Source organism: Gilliamella sp. B2969 (assembly GCF_026536195.1).
GTDB lineage: Bacteria > Pseudomonadota > Gammaproteobacteria > Enterobacterales > Orbaceae > Gilliamella.
The window spans coordinates 144,521-161,141 of the sequence record NZ_JAFNOP010000008.1; the positions used below are offsets into that span (position 1 = coordinate 144,521).

Annotated in this window: 19 protein-coding genes; 6 read left to right on the top strand and 13 right to left on the bottom strand. The window is 35.4% G+C overall.

Features of this window, described 5'->3' with window-relative positions; genetic code table 11:
- Window positions 1-13: 13 nt before the first annotated feature.
- The 10 genes from hslV to sucC all read right to left on the bottom strand — a co-directional run bounded on the left by hslV (window position 14) and on the right by sucC (window position 8,614).
- On the bottom strand, window positions 14-541 hold the full coding sequence (gene hslV, locus J3U66_RS08865; RefSeq protein ID WP_065556332.1) for an ATP-dependent protease subunit HslV: 528 nt from the start codon (window positions 539-541) through the stop codon (window positions 14-16).
- 139 nt (window positions 542-680) lie between these two features.
- On the bottom strand, window positions 681-1,889 hold the full coding sequence (tolA, locus tag J3U66_RS08870) for a cell envelope integrity protein TolA (protein ID WP_267348769.1): 1,209 nt from the start codon (window positions 1,887-1,889) through the stop codon (window positions 681-683).
- Window positions 1,890-1,912: 23 nt separating this feature from the next.
- On the bottom strand, window positions 1,913-2,332 hold the full coding sequence (gene tolR, locus J3U66_RS08875) for a colicin uptake protein TolR (protein WP_065634314.1): 420 nt from the start codon (window positions 2,330-2,332) through the stop codon (window positions 1,913-1,915).
- 6 nt (window positions 2,333-2,338) lie between these two features.
- On the bottom strand, window positions 2,339-3,019 hold the full coding sequence (gene tolQ, locus J3U66_RS08880; RefSeq protein ID WP_267333286.1) for a protein TolQ: 681 nt from the start codon (window positions 3,017-3,019) through the stop codon (window positions 2,339-2,341).
- On the bottom strand, window positions 3,020-3,415 hold the full coding sequence (gene ybgC / locus J3U66_RS08885) for a tol-pal system-associated acyl-CoA thioesterase (RefSeq protein WP_267333285.1): 396 nt from the start codon (window positions 3,413-3,415) through the stop codon (window positions 3,020-3,022).
- Window positions 3,416-3,599: 184 nt separating this feature from the next.
- On the bottom strand, window positions 3,600-3,710 hold the full coding sequence (locus J3U66_RS08890) for a cytochrome bd oxidase small subunit, CydX/CbdX family (protein ID WP_267333284.1): 111 nt from the start codon (window positions 3,708-3,710) through the stop codon (window positions 3,600-3,602).
- A gap of 9 nt (window positions 3,711-3,719) precedes the next feature.
- Window positions 3,720-4,856 (bottom strand): cytochrome d ubiquinol oxidase subunit II, encoded by a 1,137-nt coding sequence (gene cydB / locus J3U66_RS08895; protein ID WP_267333283.1) that lies wholly within the window; start codon window positions 4,854-4,856, stop codon window positions 3,720-3,722.
- Window positions 4,857-4,875: 19 nt separating this feature from the next.
- The gene (locus tag J3U66_RS08900; protein WP_065634310.1) at window positions 4,876-6,447 is read right to left on the bottom strand and encodes a cytochrome ubiquinol oxidase subunit I; all 1,572 of its coding nucleotides are present in this window, start codon (window positions 6,445-6,447) and stop codon (window positions 4,876-4,878) included.
- Between the two features lie 99 nt (window positions 6,448-6,546).
- Window positions 6,547-7,419, bottom strand: a complete 873-nt coding sequence (gene sucD / locus J3U66_RS08905; protein WP_267333282.1) for a succinate--CoA ligase subunit alpha — start codon at window positions 7,417-7,419, stop codon at window positions 6,547-6,549.
- Window positions 7,420-7,444: 25 nt separating this feature from the next.
- The gene (gene sucC / locus J3U66_RS08910; protein ID WP_267333281.1) at window positions 7,445-8,614 is read right to left on the bottom strand and encodes an ADP-forming succinate--CoA ligase subunit beta; all 1,170 of its coding nucleotides are present in this window, start codon (window positions 8,612-8,614) and stop codon (window positions 7,445-7,447) included.
- A 178-nt stretch (window positions 8,615-8,792) separates the two neighbouring features.
- On the opposite strand from sucC, the gene fldA reads away from it, so the two are divergent.
- From fldA to cls, 5 genes are all read left to right on the top strand, one after another.
- Window positions 8,793-9,305, top strand: coding sequence for a flavodoxin FldA (gene fldA / locus J3U66_RS08915; protein WP_267333280.1), 513 nt, complete (start codon window positions 8,793-8,795; stop codon window positions 9,303-9,305).
- 78 nt (window positions 9,306-9,383) lie between these two features.
- Complete coding sequence (fur, locus tag J3U66_RS08920) at window positions 9,384-9,842, top strand: ferric iron uptake transcriptional regulator (RefSeq protein ID WP_267333279.1); 459 nt, start codon at window positions 9,384-9,386, stop codon at window positions 9,840-9,842.
- 72 nt (window positions 9,843-9,914) lie between these two features.
- Entirely contained in the window at window positions 9,915-10,457 is a 543-nt protein-coding gene (locus tag J3U66_RS08925; protein ID WP_267333278.1) for an inner membrane-spanning protein YciB, read from the top strand.
- A gap of 24 nt (window positions 10,458-10,481) precedes the next feature.
- Entirely contained in the window at window positions 10,482-10,940 is a 459-nt protein-coding gene (gene yciA / locus J3U66_RS08930) for an acyl-CoA thioester hydrolase YciA (protein WP_065634304.1), read from the top strand.
- Window positions 10,941-10,945: 5 nt separating this feature from the next.
- Window positions 10,946-12,409, top strand: a complete 1,464-nt coding sequence (gene cls, locus J3U66_RS08935) for a cardiolipin synthase (RefSeq protein ID WP_267343580.1) — start codon at window positions 10,946-10,948, stop codon at window positions 12,407-12,409.
- Between the two features lie 23 nt (window positions 12,410-12,432).
- Here cls and cpdA read toward each other — a convergent pair whose 3' ends face one another.
- Together cpdA and nudF are read right to left on the bottom strand one after the other, a co-directional pair.
- A complete protein-coding gene (cpdA, locus tag J3U66_RS08940) occupies window positions 12,433-13,263 on the bottom strand; it encodes a 3',5'-cyclic-AMP phosphodiesterase (protein WP_267333276.1) in 831 nt (276 codons plus the stop codon).
- Between the two features lie 168 nt (window positions 13,264-13,431).
- A complete protein-coding gene (gene nudF / locus J3U66_RS08945; RefSeq protein WP_267333275.1) occupies window positions 13,432-14,061 on the bottom strand; it encodes an ADP-ribose diphosphatase in 630 nt (209 codons plus the stop codon).
- 139 nt (window positions 14,062-14,200) lie between these two features.
- Between nudF and tolC the strand changes: the two genes are divergently transcribed.
- Complete coding sequence (tolC, locus tag J3U66_RS08950) at window positions 14,201-15,556, top strand: outer membrane channel protein TolC (RefSeq protein WP_267333274.1); 1,356 nt, start codon at window positions 14,201-14,203, stop codon at window positions 15,554-15,556.
- 147 nt (window positions 15,557-15,703) lie between these two features.
- Here the strand turns inward: tolC and J3U66_RS08955 are convergent, their stop codons facing one another.
- The gene (locus tag J3U66_RS08955) at window positions 15,704-16,594 is read right to left on the bottom strand and encodes a LysR family transcriptional regulator (RefSeq protein WP_267333273.1); all 891 of its coding nucleotides are present in this window, start codon (window positions 16,592-16,594) and stop codon (window positions 15,704-15,706) included.
- Between the last annotated feature and the right edge of the window lie 27 nt (window positions 16,595-16,621).

Genomic DNA, 16,621 nt, shown 5'->3' on the forward strand with positions numbered 1-16,621 from the left:
TAAATCGGTTTAATTAATAATTGAGTTCTTCAATTGTTTGGAAGTTATTGGTATATACACAAATATCTCCCGCTATTGATAATGACTTTTGCACAATATCATGTGCAGATAATGAAGTATTATCCAGTAGCGCACGTGCTGCCGCTTGAGCATATGGTCCTCCCGAACCAATAGCAATCAAATCGTCTTCTGGTTGAATAACATCACCCGTACCAGTAATAATTAATGAGGCACTTTCATCGGCAACAGCAAGCAATGCTTCTAATTTACGTAACATCCTATCGGTACGCCAATCTTTCGCTAACTCAACTGCAGACTTGGTTAAATGACCTTGATGCATTTCAAGTTTTCGTTCGAATAATTCAAAAAGCGTAAAGGCATCAGCTGTGCCGCCTGCAAATCCTGCAATTACTTTGTTATTATATAATCGACGAACTTTACGGGCATTGCCTTTCATAATTATACGTTCACCAAGTGTCACTTGCCCATCACCACCAATAACCACTTGCCCTTCACGGCGAACACTGACTATTGTTGTCATATTCTGCTCCTTCTCTTACTTACAATAACTAAATTTGGAATGAATAGAAAATATATTGGGACGTTTAAATCATTTTCAACATCTTTGAGTGAAAGATGTTGAAAATTTATTTTATGAAGATCAAAATTTGAACATTAAGCTATTTTGGTTGGAATTCAAGAGTCATATTTTTTACTTCATTATACAGATTATTGGCAGGTCTTGGTATCACCGCAAGTTTGGTAGCGGCAAGCGCTTCGCGGCATAAAGCATCATCCCCACCTTTTGAAATGACATTAAGTAATAATCCATCGGGCGCAATTTGAATCTGCAAAACACAGTGTTGCCCACTATAAACATTAGGAGGATTAATAAATTTATTACTTATTGCATTTTGTACTAATGACTTATATTTGTCTAATTCACCATCCGACACACCTTTACGGCTAGCCGTTGCTCCTTGAGCATTTGAAGTACTTGGCGCACCTGATGAGGTTAATCCACCTAACAGATCATTTAATGCTTTATCATTTTTAGCTTGTTTAGCTTTCTCTGCCGCAGCTTTTTGGGCGGCGGCTTTCTCGGCTGCGGCTTTTTCAGCGGCAGCTTTCTCGGCTGCGGCCTTATCAGCAGCGGCTTTTTCTGCTGCAGCCTTTTCAGCGGCAGCTTTCTCGGCTGAAGCTTTTTGGGCGGCGGCTTTTTCTGCTGCAGCCTTTTCAGCGGCGGCTTTCTCGGCTGCGGCCTTCTCAGCAGCAGCTTTTTCTGCTGCAGCCTTTTCAGCGGCGGCTTTTTCTGCGGCGGCCTTTTGAGCGGCAGCTTTCTCGGCTGCGGCCTTCTCAGCAGCAGCTTTTTCTGCTGCGGCCTTCTCTGCAGCGGCTTTTTCTGCTGCAGCCTTTTCAGCGGCAGCTTTTTCTGCTGCGGCCTTATCAGCAGCGGCTTTTTCTGCTGCAGCCTTTTCAGCGGCAGCTTTCTCGGCTGCGGCCTTTTCAGCAGCGGCTTTTTCTGCCTCTTGCTGTTTTTGTTGTTCAGCAATTTTTAAACGCTCTTTTTCAAGATCTTTTAACCGTTGCTGTTCAGCTAATTGCTTCTCTTGTAACTCTTTAGCCTGGTTTTCTAATTGTTGTTGTTTTTGTTTATCCGCCTTTTGTTGACTGGTTTGAGCTTGTAATTGCCTTTGATATTGTTCAGTCATAACCGAGGGATCAACCATAATCGCATCGATAGATTGACCATTAATACTACCATAGTTAGCATTATCATCTTGTATAGCTCTATAGCCAAGAATGATAATTAATATTAAATGCAATAAAATAGATATTACAATTGGTACGCTTAATTTAGAATTTGGCTTATAAGACATTGCTGACATTTTTAACGTATTATTATGTTTAATTAAATTGGTTGAGTCATCAATCCAACAGATTTAACGCCTGCAGATTGTAATAAATTCAACGCCTTTATAATTTCTTCGTAAGGAACATTTTTAGCACCACCAACTAAAAAAACAGCTTTTTCGTTAAGTGAAATTTGATGCTTAACCTCGGCAACAATTTGCTCTTGCGGTAAATTTGATTGACGATCTTGATCAATGATCAATGCGTAAACGCCAACATCAGATACTTCAATAATGATTGGTTTATTATCTGAAGGTGAAACTGTTTTTGATTCCGACGCTTCAGGTAAATCAACTTCAACACTTTGACTGATAATGGGTGCAGTTGCCATAAAAATCAATACCAATACCAATAGTACATCCAATAATGGAACTATATTGATTTCAGATTTTGTGGAATAACGTGAACGTCTGCTCATAATTAATTACTTCCTAACCGCAACAGCTTGACGTTGTAAAATAGCTGAAAATTCATCAATAAAGTTTAAATAGCTTTGCTCTATTCTACTGACGCTTAATGATAAACGATTATATGCCAACACCGCAGGAATAGCAGCAAATAGCCCTATAGCGGTTGCAATCAATGCTTCTGCAATACCAGGTGCAACCATTTGAAGTGTTGCTTGTTTAACTGCACCTAATGAAATAAATGCGTGCATTATCCCCCAAACAGTACCAAATAAACCAATATATGGACTGATAGAACCAACTGTTCCTAAAAAAGGAATATGTAATTCTAAATTATCAAGTTCACGATTCATGGCTAATCGCATCGAGCGAGATGCGCCATCTAATGCCGCTTCTGACATATTTGGATTAATTTGATATAGTCGAGAAAACTCTTTAAAACCCGAATAAAAAATATGTTCTGTACCACTGATATCTTCTTTATTGAATTTTGCTTTATCAAATAAAACATTTAATTCATCAGATGCCCAAAAACTATTTTCAAATTGATCAACTTGTTTTTTAGCTTTTCCTAAAATTTTACTACGTTGAAAAATAATAGCCCAAGACATAACAGAAAAGCTCAGTAACAATATCATCACACATTGTACTAATAAACCTGCTTGTAAAAACAAATCAATAATATTAAGATTTTCCACTTATATAAACTCCGAAACTAATAACTTAGGAAGCCCACATGGCTTCATTTTAGTCATATCTACACACGCAATAATCACATCAGCAGAACTGATAGCTTGCTTGTTTTGATTAAAAATAGTCTGTTTAAAGATAATAGACGCCTTGCGAACTTGCTCAATGCTACTGCTAATTGTCAGCATATCATCTAAACGAGCTGGAAAGAGGTAGCTAATATCCATCTTTTTTACAACAAAAGCAATACCTTCTTGTAATAACTTTTGTTGACTAATATCGAGTTGTCTTAGCATTTCGGTTCTAGCTCGTTCGAAAAAAGCAAGATACCGAGCATGATAGACAACTCCACCTGCATCGGTATCTTCATAATAAACCCTTGCATTCCAATTAAATTGTTTCATATTCAAATATCACGTAAAAAAAAATTTGTTGTTATTATATCTAAATATAAAATTCGCCGCACTATGATATAAAATTACTTAAATGAAAACAATTATCATTTGTGACTAATTCGATTATAGTGACTATGTTTAATTAAAAAAGGTGACGATAAGCCACCTTTTTAATTAACGCTATACTAATAAATTAGTGATTATTTGACTCTTTATCACTACTAATATGTTCTACCCATAATCCAGTAACAGCAGATAACATACAAGCTGCAATAATGCCTACAAACCATAATACATAATACATATCTGTTCCTTAATAAAGAGAATGTTTATTATTTTCAATATGATTTTTATCAAGTCGTCCAAACATTTTAATATATGACCAGATAGTATATAAAAGCACTATTGGTAAGAAGATTAATACCACTACAAACATAATATTAAGTGTTAATTGACTTGATGTTGCATCCCATATAGTTAGACTTGCATTTGGCATAATGCTTGATGGCATAATAAATGGGAATGTTGCGATAGCATAAGTAAATAATACACAAGCAATTGTTAATGACGATAAAATAAAAACTAATGCGTTTTTATTTAAACCAGAACAAAGAATAGTTAACAATGGCAAAACGACACCTAAAACAGGCACTAACCATAAAATTGGATAATTCATATAATTTGTTAACCATGATGTATCGGTCGATACAGTCTTCGCTAATGGATTAGAGGCAGCATTGTGATCAATAACACTTGTCACTTCATATCCATGAATACCAAAAGCTACCCAAACTCCAGCTAAAACAAAAGCAATGACTAAAATCAAACTTGCCACTTGAGTTGCTTTCCTTGCGCGCAAATAAAGCTCACCAGAGGTTTTCATTTGCAACCATGCTCCACCATGAGCAACTATTAACATTAAACTAACGACACCTGTTAATAGAGCAAATGGGTTAAGCAAACCGAAAAAGTTACCATCATAAAATACACGATAAGTATTGTCGTATCTAAACGGAACACCTTCTAGTAAGTTTCCAAATGCAACGCCAAATACCAATGCAGGAACAAAACTCCCAACAAAGATACCGCCATCCCATAAGTTACGCCATTTTGAATTTTCTAATTTACTACGATAATCAAAACCAATTGGTCTAAAAAATAGCGCACATAACACTAATATCATCGCAATATAAAAACCTGAAAATGAAGCAGCATAAGCCATTGGCCAAGCTGCAAATATACCTGCTCCACCAGTAATTAACCATACTTGGTTACCATCCCAATGAGGGGCAATGGCATTTATCATAATACGACGTTCTGTATCAGTTTTTCCGATAAATGGTAGTAAAATACCTACTCCCATATCGAATCCATCTGTGACAACAAAACCGATTAAAACAACGCTAATCAGCACCCACCAGATGACGCGTACAATTTCGTAATCAATCATTGTGTATACTCCCTATGCCCTATTCTGTTACCGGTTGTGTTTTTTCATAATGATAGTTGCCTGTACCTAAAGAACTCGGTCCCAAACGTGCAAATTTAAACATTAAAAACATTTCAGCAACTAAAAATAAGGTATAAAGACCACAAATCAATATCATTGTAAATAATACTTCACCTGGAGTTAATGACGAATTTGCTACACCTGTTGGTAAAATATCTTGAATAGCCCAAGGTTGACGACCGTATTCAGCAACAAACCAACCACACTCACAAGCAAGCCATGGGAATGGTAAAAACAACATTAATAAACGATGTAACCAGCGTCTTTCTGTAATTTTATTTTTATAAGTGGTCCACAAAGCAAAACCCGTACCAAGAATCATTAATAATCCTAGACCAACCATACCACGGAATGCCCAAAATAGCGGCCAAACGGTAGGAATAGAATCTTCAGCAGCAGCTTTAATATGTTGTTCTGTTGCTTCAGGAATAGTTAAATTATCACGATCAGTAAAGCGTTTAACCAAATAACCATAACCTAAATCAGCTTTATTATCTTCAAAAGCTTTTAATACGGCAGGATCTTGATCACCTTTTTGAATTTTTTCCAAGTTTGTATAAGCCAAAACACCATTACGAATCTTGGTTTCATTGGTATTTAAGATGTCTTTCAAACCAATAACTTGAGTATCTAATGAACGTGTTGTCATAATACCCATAACATATGGAATCTCAATAGCAAATAAATTTTCTTTATTTTTTTGAGAAGGAAAAGCTATAACATTAAATGATGCTGGAGCAGGTTGAGTTTCCCACTCACCTTCAATCGCAGCGAGTTTAGTTGGTTGAACAGTGGTCATTTCGTGACCAGCTTCATCGCCCATAAACGCAACTAAAATCGACATAATAAAACCAAACATTGCAGCTACAGCAAAAGAACGTTTGGCAAAAGCAACATCACGTTTTCTAAGTAGATAGTATGAACTAATACTTAAAACAAAAATAGCACCAGTTAAATAACCTGCTGCAACAGTATGCACGAATTTATATTGCGCAACAGAATTGGTAATTAACTCAAAAAAGTTCGCCATTTCCATTCTAGCATTGATAGGATTAAATTCAGATCCAACAGGGAATTGCATCCAACCATTAGCCACTAATATCCACAATGCAGAAAGATTTGAACCGAATGCAACACACCAAGTAACCAATAAGTGCTTACCTCGACTTAATCTATCCCAACCAAAAAAGAATAGACCAACCATTGTCGATTCTAAGAAAAATGCCATTAGCCCTTCGATAGCTAGTGGTGCACCAAAAATATCTCCCACATAGTGTGAGTAATATGACCAGTTCGTGCCGAACTGAAATTCCATTGTCAAACCTGTGGCAACACCAACGGCAAAATTAATACCGAAGAGTTTTCCCCAGAATTTGGTCATATCTTTCCAAACTTGCTTACCACTTACAACGTATACTGTTTCCATAATTGCTAACAAAAACGCTAAACCAAGCGTTAATGGTACAAAGATGAAATGATACATTGCAGTGAGTGCAAATTGGAGGCGTGATAGTTCAACTATATCAAACATATTTGCTCCCTACTACATAAATGCTCACTAAATTAATATCGTTATTGACCGATATTGTACATCAATATTTTAAAATATAATTTGACGGATATCAAAAAACTACATATTAAATTGTTTTTTTACAACATCACCGATATCAGCCAAACTACTAACAACAGTTATACCTGCAGCTTGTAGTGTTCTGGTTTTTTCTTCAGCAGTGCCTTTATTACCCGAAATAATTGCGCCAGCATGCCCCATACGTTTACCTGATGGTGCAGATACCCCTGCAATATAACCAATAACAGGTTTAGAGACATGTTTTTTAATATACTCAGCGGCTTCCTCTTCCGCACTACCTCCAATTTCACCAATCATAACAATGGCTTCTGTTTTAGGGTCCTGCTCAAGTAATTTTAAAATTGAAATAAAATCACTACCTGGAATAGGATCACCGCCAATCCCGATGCAAACTGATTGACCTAACCCTATGTCGGTAGTTTGCTTAACTGCTTCATAGGTTAAAGTACCAGAACGGGAAACAATGCCTATTTTACCGGCTAAATGAATGTGCCCCGGCATAATACCTATTTTACATTCATCAGGAACAATAATTCCCGGGCAGTTAGGTCCAATCATGACAGTATCGGTTTGTTTTAGTTTTTCTTTAACTATTAACATGTCTAAGGTTGGAATACCTTCTGTAATACAGACAATCAATTTAATGCCGGCATCAATTGCTTCTAAAATTGAATCTTTACCAAATGCGGCTGGTACATAAATAACACTTGCAGTCGCCCCCGTAGTTGCTACTGCTTCCTTTACGGTATTAAAAACGGGTAAACCTAAATGCTGAGTTCCACCTTTGCCTGGTGTTACACCACCAACTAATTTAGTGCCATAGGCTAATGCTTGCTGTGAATGAAAGGTTCCTTGACTGCCAGTAAATCCTTGGCAAATAACTTTGGTATCTTTATTAACTAAAATTGACATAATTTCCGTTCTCCACTCTTTCTTATTATGCAACAGCAACTATTTTTTGTGCAGCATCAATTAAACTTTTTGCAGTAATAATATTTAACTGACTTTCAGCTAATATCTCTCGAGCAATCTCAGCATTATTACCTTCAAGGCGGACAACAACAGGAACCGCAAGACCTATTTCTTTTATTGCGTTAATAATTCCATCAGCAATTAAATCACATCGAACAATACCACCGAAGATATTGACTAAAATTGCTTTAACATTTTTATCAGATAAAATTAATTTAAATGCTTCAGATACACGTTCTTTGGTCGTGCCGCCACCAACATCTAAAAAGTTAGCCGGTTCACCGCCATATAATTTGATAATATCCATCGTAGCCATGGCAAGACCTGCGCCATTAACCATACAACCAATATTACCTTCTAAAGATACATAGCTAATTCCCTGTTTGGCGGCAATTGATTCGCGTTCATCTTCTTGTGTGGTATCTCTTAGCACATTTAAATTTGGATGTCTAAAAAGCGCATTATCATCAATAACAACTTTCGCATCCAAACAAATCAACTCTTGAGCATCGGTAATCACTAAAGGGTTCACCTCAGCTAAAGACACATCGTTTTCTAAAAAAAGCGTAGCTAAATTGACAAATAATTTAGCAAATTGATTAATTAGTTTACCGGATAAACCCAATTTAAATGCGAGTTCACGTCCTTGATACGCACAAGGTCCCGTTAAAGGATCGAGTGAAATTTTATGAATTAGATGGGGTGATTTTTCAGCGACACTTTCAATATCCACCCCACCTTCTGTAGAGGCCATAATAACTACGCGTTTAGAACTTCTATCAATTACTGCACCTAAATACAGTTCTTTATCTATATTAGACGCTTTTTCAATGAGAATTTGATTAACCGGTTGACCTTTAGATGTGGTTTGATAAGTCACTAAATGCTTACCCAGCCACTTTTCTGCAAACTGTTTGATTTCATTAAAATCGTGTGTACAAATCACGCCGCCTGCTTTACCACGACCACCAGCATGAACCTGACACTTTGCCACCCAAGCGTGAATATCTGCTTGAGACGCCAATTTAGCTAAGGTATCTTGTACTTCATCAATTGAGTTACAAACATAACCTTCTGGAACAGGTAAATTATATTGTTTAAAAAGATATTTTGATTGATACTCGTGCAGGTTCATAAATAAATTCCAAAACTTATGTTATTATTAAATTTTCAACAATTCTAATCCAAGATCAATCAATTGTGTAGCAAATAATATGGTATGATGATGGTAATTGAGAATTATTGCTGATAACAGGTGACAATGATATACTCAAAAAATATTTTTTATATTGTAAAACAGTGAAGGTACAAATATGGCAAACGTCGGTATTTTTTTTGGTAGTGATACAGGTAATACAGAGAATGTAGCTAAACAAATCCAACTTATTTTAGGAAGTGAACAAGCAGATCTTTTTGATATTGCTAAAACCACCAAAGAACATATAGAAAAATATGATTATCTTTTTTTCGGCATTCCGACTTGGTATTATGGTGAATCACAAGCAGATTGGGATGATTTTTTTCCTAATCTAGAGCAAATTGATTTTAATGGTAAAACGGTTGCTATTTTCGGTTGTGGTGATCAAGAAGATTATGCCGAATATTTTTGTGATGCAATGGGAACTATACGCGATATTATTGAACCGAAAGGTGCCAAAATTGTTGGGCATTGGTCAACTGATGGATACAACTTTGAAGCATCTAAAAGTTTAGTTGACGATAACCATTTTATTGGATTAGCAATTGATGAAGATCGCCAACCAGAATTGACAGAACAACGCATCGCTACGTGGGTAAATCAAGTCAAAAGCGAAATGAATATTTAATCTATCAAAGTGATTTATTTTATTTTCCGTACATAGTCTTATAATATAACTGATTAATTAACTAAACTGGAATGCAATATGACAAATCATGATAACGATAATAACGCTGCACTAAAAAGCGCAGGTTTGAAAGTTACTTTACCAAGATTAAAAATTTTAGAGTTATTGCGCGATCCTTCATGTCAACATATCACAGTCGAAGATCTTTATAAAAAGTTACTTGATATGGGGGAAGAAATTGGACTTGCCACAGTTTACCGTGTTTTAAATCAATTTGATGATGCGGGTATTGTTACACGTCATAATTTTGAAGGTGGACGAGCGGTTTTTGAGCTATCAACTCAAAAACACCATGATCATTTAATATGTTTAGATTGTGGCGAAGTATTTGAATTTCGTGATGAAATTATTAATACCAGACAAAAAGAAATTGCCGAACAATATGGCGTTAAGTTAACGTTCCATAGTTTGTATCTTTACGGTCATTGCCAATCAGGAAATTGTAAAGCACATCCCGAACTTCATACCAAAAAATAAGGCCTATTATTAATAGGCTTTTTTTCTTATTTAACTCTTAATAAGTATCTCATCTATCAGGTTAATAATTACATGAAACAACTTTTGAATTTTATTCCACTGATTTTCTTTTTTGTCTTTTTAACAATGTATGATATTTTTGCTGGCGTTCAAGCACTCATGATCTCAGCAACCATTGCTTTTCTTATTATTCTCGTTATTTATCGAAAAATAGATAAAGTAGAGTTGTTATCATACCTAATGATCATGATTTTTGGTGGTTTTACATTATATACTCGTGAACCCAATATCATTAAATGGAAAGTGACAATCATTAATTTTATCTTTGCTTCTGCTTTATTAATTAGTCAATTTATTTTTAAAAAAAATCTTTTACAGAAAATGCTTGGTAAAGAGTTACAATTAAACTTAGCTGTCTGGAACAGACTAAATTTGTTATGGATAATATTTTTCATTTCGTGTGGAGTCATCAGTTTAATCACAACTTATTATGCTCCTGATGAATTTTTTTGGATTTTCAAAGTATTTATTTTACCCGGTGCCTCTTTACTATTATCATTAATATCTGGTATCTATATTTATCGAAATTTAAATAAACACGCTAGTACCGAGTAAAATGTTATAACTAAGGCTTTCATCATGAAACAAGACACAACTAATCCTAAAGGACAATTGGTATTAAGAACACTTGCGATGCCTGCTGACACAAACCCACATGGCCATATTTTTGGTGGTTGGATTATGTCACAAATGGATCTAGCTGGCGGAATTTTATCAAAAGAGATCGCCAGAAACCGTGTAGTAACAGTCAATGCAAGTAGTATCACATTTTATAAACCGGCAATGGTTGGCGATGTTGTCTGTTGTTATGCTCATTGTATTAAAACAGGTAAAACCTCAATCACGATTGGCATTGAGGTTTGGGTAAAAAAAGTACTCGACACATCAGACACCCCTCAACGTTTTTGTATTACTGACGCAGTATTTACTTATGTATCAGTTGATAAACATAACAATCCTAAGCCATTACCTGAAATTTTTCAGCATTATGATTGTAGCAAAGATCCCATTAGTCAATTAAACTTAAGCAATAGTTAACTAATATGCAATATACTTCATTTCATGCCTTAATTAGTTCATTAATCTTCTTCGTTTATTGGTTGATAATCGTTGCAGTAACTTTACGGATAGTGTTTAAGCGTAGACCAACAACTTATGTCATTGCTTGGATGTTGGTCATTTACATCTTACCTATCGTTGGGATTATTCTTTATTTTTCACTTGGTGAAGCACATTTAGGTCAACAACGCGTTAAACGTGCGCAAAAAATGCGGCCAATCATTGCTAATTTTATCAATCGAATTAGTGTATTTTCTGATATTTTTACCACCAAAGTTAGCCAAGTCAGTAAACCCATTTTCCAACTTTGTAAACACCAGACCGGACTGGATGGTATAAACGGTAACCATATCGAGCTGCTTAGTGACACCGATACCATATTTGATAAACTCATTGAAGACATTAATCAAGCCACGTCTAATATTGAAATGGTTTTTTATATTTGGAACGAAGGCGGTCGAGCAGATGATGTTGAAAGCGCACTGATTTCGGCCACCAAAAGAGGGGTAACATGTCGGTTAATGGTTGATTCAGCAGGTAGTCGCCATTTTCTTAAAACTAACGCAAGCAAAAGAATGCGAGCAGCTGGTATTATAATAGTTGAAGCGCTTAAAGTTAATTTATTGCGCTTTATGTTTAGACGGCTCGATCTGCGCCAACATCGTAAAGTGGCTATTATTGACAATTATATTTCATATACAGGTAGTATGAATATCGTCGATCCACGCTTTTTTAAACAAAATAAGCATGTTGGTGAATGGGTCGATGTTATGGTAAGAATGCGTGGACCTGTCACCACCTTAATGGGTGCAATTTATGCTAGTGATTGGGAATTAGAAACCGGTACCGATTTAGCCTTACCGCAAATTACTGACTTTGCAGAACCACCAGAAGAGAAAAAGCATATCATGCAACTTATTGCTTCTGGTCCTGGTTATATGGAAAACATGATCCATCAGGTGTTACTCACTGCTATTTATTCAGCACAAGAGCAAATTATTTTCACCACACCCTATTTAGTACCAAGCGATGATATTTTACATGCAGTTTGTACCGCTGCGCAAAGAGGGGTTGAAGTAATTATTATTGTTCCTAAAAAGAATGATTCATTAATGGTCAAATGGGCAAGCCGAGCTTTCTTTTCGGAACTGCTCGATGGTGGTGTAAAGCTATATCAGTTTAATGATAACTTATTGCACACAAAAAGTGTGTTAATTGATAACCAGTTAAGCTTAGTTGGTACTGTAAATTTAGATATGCGCAGTTTATGGTTAAATTTTGAAATTACCACCGTCATTGATGATGCTGAATTTGCCCAATCGTTATCTAACCTTTTACAAAAATATTTAGCGCAATCAGACGAAGTTAATATCGAAACTTGGAAACAACGACCCATTTGGCAGCACGTCGTTGAACGGCTCTTTTACTTTTTTGCTCCATTACTGTAATTGGTGATATTTAATTACAGTAATTAATAGCCATTTTGTGATAAATCCGGTACAAATCGATTATCACAAATTCGAAAAACAGACGTGTCAATTGAACCATTATCATTTAATTTAATTTCGCGCCAACCTGGCGCATCTTTATCTGCTAACTGAAAATCATAGCTATTTGGTTTAAATTGAACACAAGTTGATGGCGTTGAAAACGCTAAGCAGTGATGCCATAAATGATCTTGCTCTTGATGAATATGTCCCCATCCCACCCCTTTTATTTGTTGGTGACCTTGGACAATTTGCTCCAATTGACAACTATTTTTTAAAATATGTTGATCAAGCCAATGACAACTGGAGGATATAGGGTGATGATGCAGAAAAACTAATGCATTCTTATCTGGATATTTGGCTAAAGTATGTTGTAAAAATTCAAGCTCTATATTGCTTAAAAAGCCGTAAGCTTGCCCTTCAACTTGGCTATTAAGAAGAATGATTATCCATTTATCGCCAAGTAATACCACCTTATTATCAGCTAAATCATAATGGGCAAAAACAGACTGCATATAGCTATAGTTATCATGATTGCCAGCTAACCACACACAAGGCGTTTTTAAACTTATAATTTGCTCTGCAAAACGTTGATAAGCATGTTTGGATCCATCTTGTACAAAATCGCCAGTTGCCACAATTAAATCATACTTTCTTTTGGCGCTTTTTATTTCATCTAACACTGCTAAAAAACTTGCATTTGAATTTACACCAAGTAATACACTGCTGTCATCGGCAAAAAGATGCATATCGGTAATTTGTAATATTTTGGCGTGTTGTTTATTTTGTGTTGGAAGCTGTAAAAGTGATTCCAAAATTCACCTCAATTATTCATTAATACATTACAGTTAATGACGGAAATAGCAAAATCTAGGGGTGTAGCAAGTGATATAATTTTTATTATAAATCCAAGCGTTATATTAAAGTGTAAAATAGATCACATTTTAATGGAAGAAATAATTAAATGTGATCGGCAATACTCATTACATCCACTCATTTTTTAATCGATGATGATTAAGTTGTAACCACTGTAGGGCAATAATTGAAGCTGCATTATTAATTAAACCGTCTTCGACCCATTGGTAAGCTTGTTCTCTACTTACTACATGCACTTTGATATCTTCGTTTTCTTCAGCTAATCCATGAACACCTTTTGCTGTCGTTGAATCAACCTCACCAACCAAAATATGCAATTTTTCAGTTAGACCACCAGGTGAAGCCAGATAACTTGTAATTGGCATACAACGACCAACTTTGATCCCTGCTTCTTCCATAGCTTCGCGTCTTGCAACATCTTCACAAGATTCATTTTCATGATCCATCATGCCGGCAATCAGCTCTAACATCCATGGAGTATCTTGAGTTTCAATAGCGGCGATACGAATTTGTTCAATTAAAACCACTTCGTCACGTTTAGCATCATAAGCTAATAACACAACAGCGTGCCCACGTTCTAAAATTTCTCTAGTGACAAATTCACTAACTGAACCATCGAATTTACGGTATTGAAAACGATATTCAAGTAATGAAAAAAAACCTTTATACAAAACTCGTTTGGTTAGATTGAACACATCGTTTTTGTTAAAATGGACAGGATTATTGATAATTTTCATATTGTTTCTCAATTTTAAGCTAAATTTTAATAAAAAGTGCGAATGTTACATAAACTATGCTTACTATATGCTAATTATCTGTTAAAATCACTTAAATCAACGTACTATTATATTTTAATGTTTCTTAAAGAGATAATTGATGAAAAAAACGCTAACTTTTCTAATCGGCTTAACATTAAGCCAAGCAGTTTTTGCTGAAAATTTGGTTCAGGTATATGAACAAGCCAAAGAAACGAACCCGGATCTACGAAGTTCATTAGCCGATAAAGACAAAGCTTATTCAGCAATTTCAGGCTCTCGAGCAAGTTTATTACCACAAGTTGGGTTAAGTGCTTCTTATGGTGTAACACATGGTCGTCGTGATACTAGTGGACAAAAAAGCAAAAGTGGTAATTTATATCAAGTCACTTTATCACAAAGTCTATTCAATTTTGCTAATTGGAAAAATTTAGATATCACAAAAAAACAAGCGAGTATTGCTGATATCACTTACCAATATCAAGGGCAAACATTAATTTTAAATACTTCAGTTGCTTATTTTAATGTGCTAAAAGCGCTTGATGCATTGAGCTTTATCGAAGCTCAGAAAAAAGCCATTGGTCGTCAATTAGAACAAACCCAGCAACAACATCAAGTGGGTTTAGTGGCTATTACAGATGTACAAAATGCCAAAGCTAATTATGATTTAACCGTTGCACAACAAGTTAATGCATTAAATGATTTAAATAACGCCATTGAAGATTTACGGCAAGTCAGCGGTCGTTTTTATTCCCAATTAGCAAGTATTAATACCAATACGTTCAAAACTGAAATGCCAACTCAAATCGGTGCTTTGTTAAAACAATCAGAAACATCAAATCTGAATTTATTAACAATGAAATTAAATCAAGATATCGCACGCGATCAAATCAAGTTAGCACAATCTGGTTATATGCCAACAGCAAGTGTTGATGCATCGACAAATCTTAATAAAACCGACCGATATGGTAATTACAGTTCTGCTGGCACACCTGCTGCCCGTAATGGTAAAAGTTATTCAGGCAGTAACTATGTTGGCGTGAGTGTTAGTATGCCAATCTTCTCGGGCGGTGCCACCATGTCTCAAGTTGAACAAGCGCAACACAACTTTGTCAGTTTTAGTGAAAAACTTGAAAGCACCAATCGTAGCGTGATTAATCAAGTTCGTTCTTCTTACAACAATATTTCGTCATCTATCAGTGCAATCAAAGCTTACCAACAAGCGGTTGTCTCTGCGGAAAGTTCATTAGAAGCAACCACATCGGGATATCAAGTTGGAACACGTACTATTGTTGATGTATTAAATGCCACAACTCAGCTATATAGCTCTAAGCGCAACTTATCTGATGCTAAATATACTTATTTAACGAGTTTATTACAGCTGAAGTATGCAGTTGGAACATTAACTGCTGATGACTTAGTTTACCTTAACAATATGTTAGGAAAAGAGTTAAGCACAACAGTAACAATTAAATAAATAGTAGTTTAAATGGATTTAAACTATTAACTAAAAAGGCGACTGAGTCGCCTTTTTAGTTATCGATACTTTAGCTAGTTATTATATTATCTCACTTACACTCAGGCATATTGACCAATATGCTTACAGTAAACAGCATCAAATAAGCTAAGCCATCTTATCTACTATAAATTCAATAAACATCTTTAATTTCAACAGCTGGCGTTTATCCGCTGTATAAAGTAGATGAACTTCTCTAGGTGGTGGTAAATACTCCTGTAGAATGGGTAATAATTTTTGTTGTTTAATTGCTTCACTTAGCATTGACTCAGGTAACATCGTTACTCCCAATCCTTGAATGGCGGCTTGTGCTAAGGCGAAGGTATCATTACTTTGTAACATTCCGGATATAGGAAGATTAATCACTTGACCATTAACTTTAAAAGACCAAAGATGATCTTTTCTTGTTGGATTAACATATTGATAAATCAAACATTGGTGTTTTTTTATATCATTGGGCACTGATGGTATTCCATATTTAGCCAAATAACTTGGTGCAGCAGCAAAAATAAGTTGAAAAGATTTGAGTTTACGAGCAATTAGGCTTGAATCATCTAATACCCCAATACGAAACACCGCATCAAAATCATCCTGAACCAAATCAACATAACGATCACTTAATTGAAGATCAATATTTACCTTGGGATAACGCTTCATAAAACAGCTAATAACTGGAATTAAATTGAAATGACCAAAGCTGACTGGCGCACTGATTCTTAATCGACCATTAGGCTCTTCACTAAATTGCTGGGCAAGATTTTTTGTTGCTTTAACTTCATCAAGGATAAACAAACACCGCTCATAATATTGTTTGCCAAATTCAGTTAAATGCTGTGAACGTGTTGTTCGATTAAGTAGCTTTAAACCAATGTATTTTTCTAGATAAGAAATATATTTAGTGACCATTTGAGGTGAAGTATTTAATGAAACAGATGTAGCAACAAAAGATCCTGTTTTTACTGTCACAACAAACGCTTCCATGCACTTTAATAAATCCAAATTATCAACTCCTAGTTGTTAATAAAT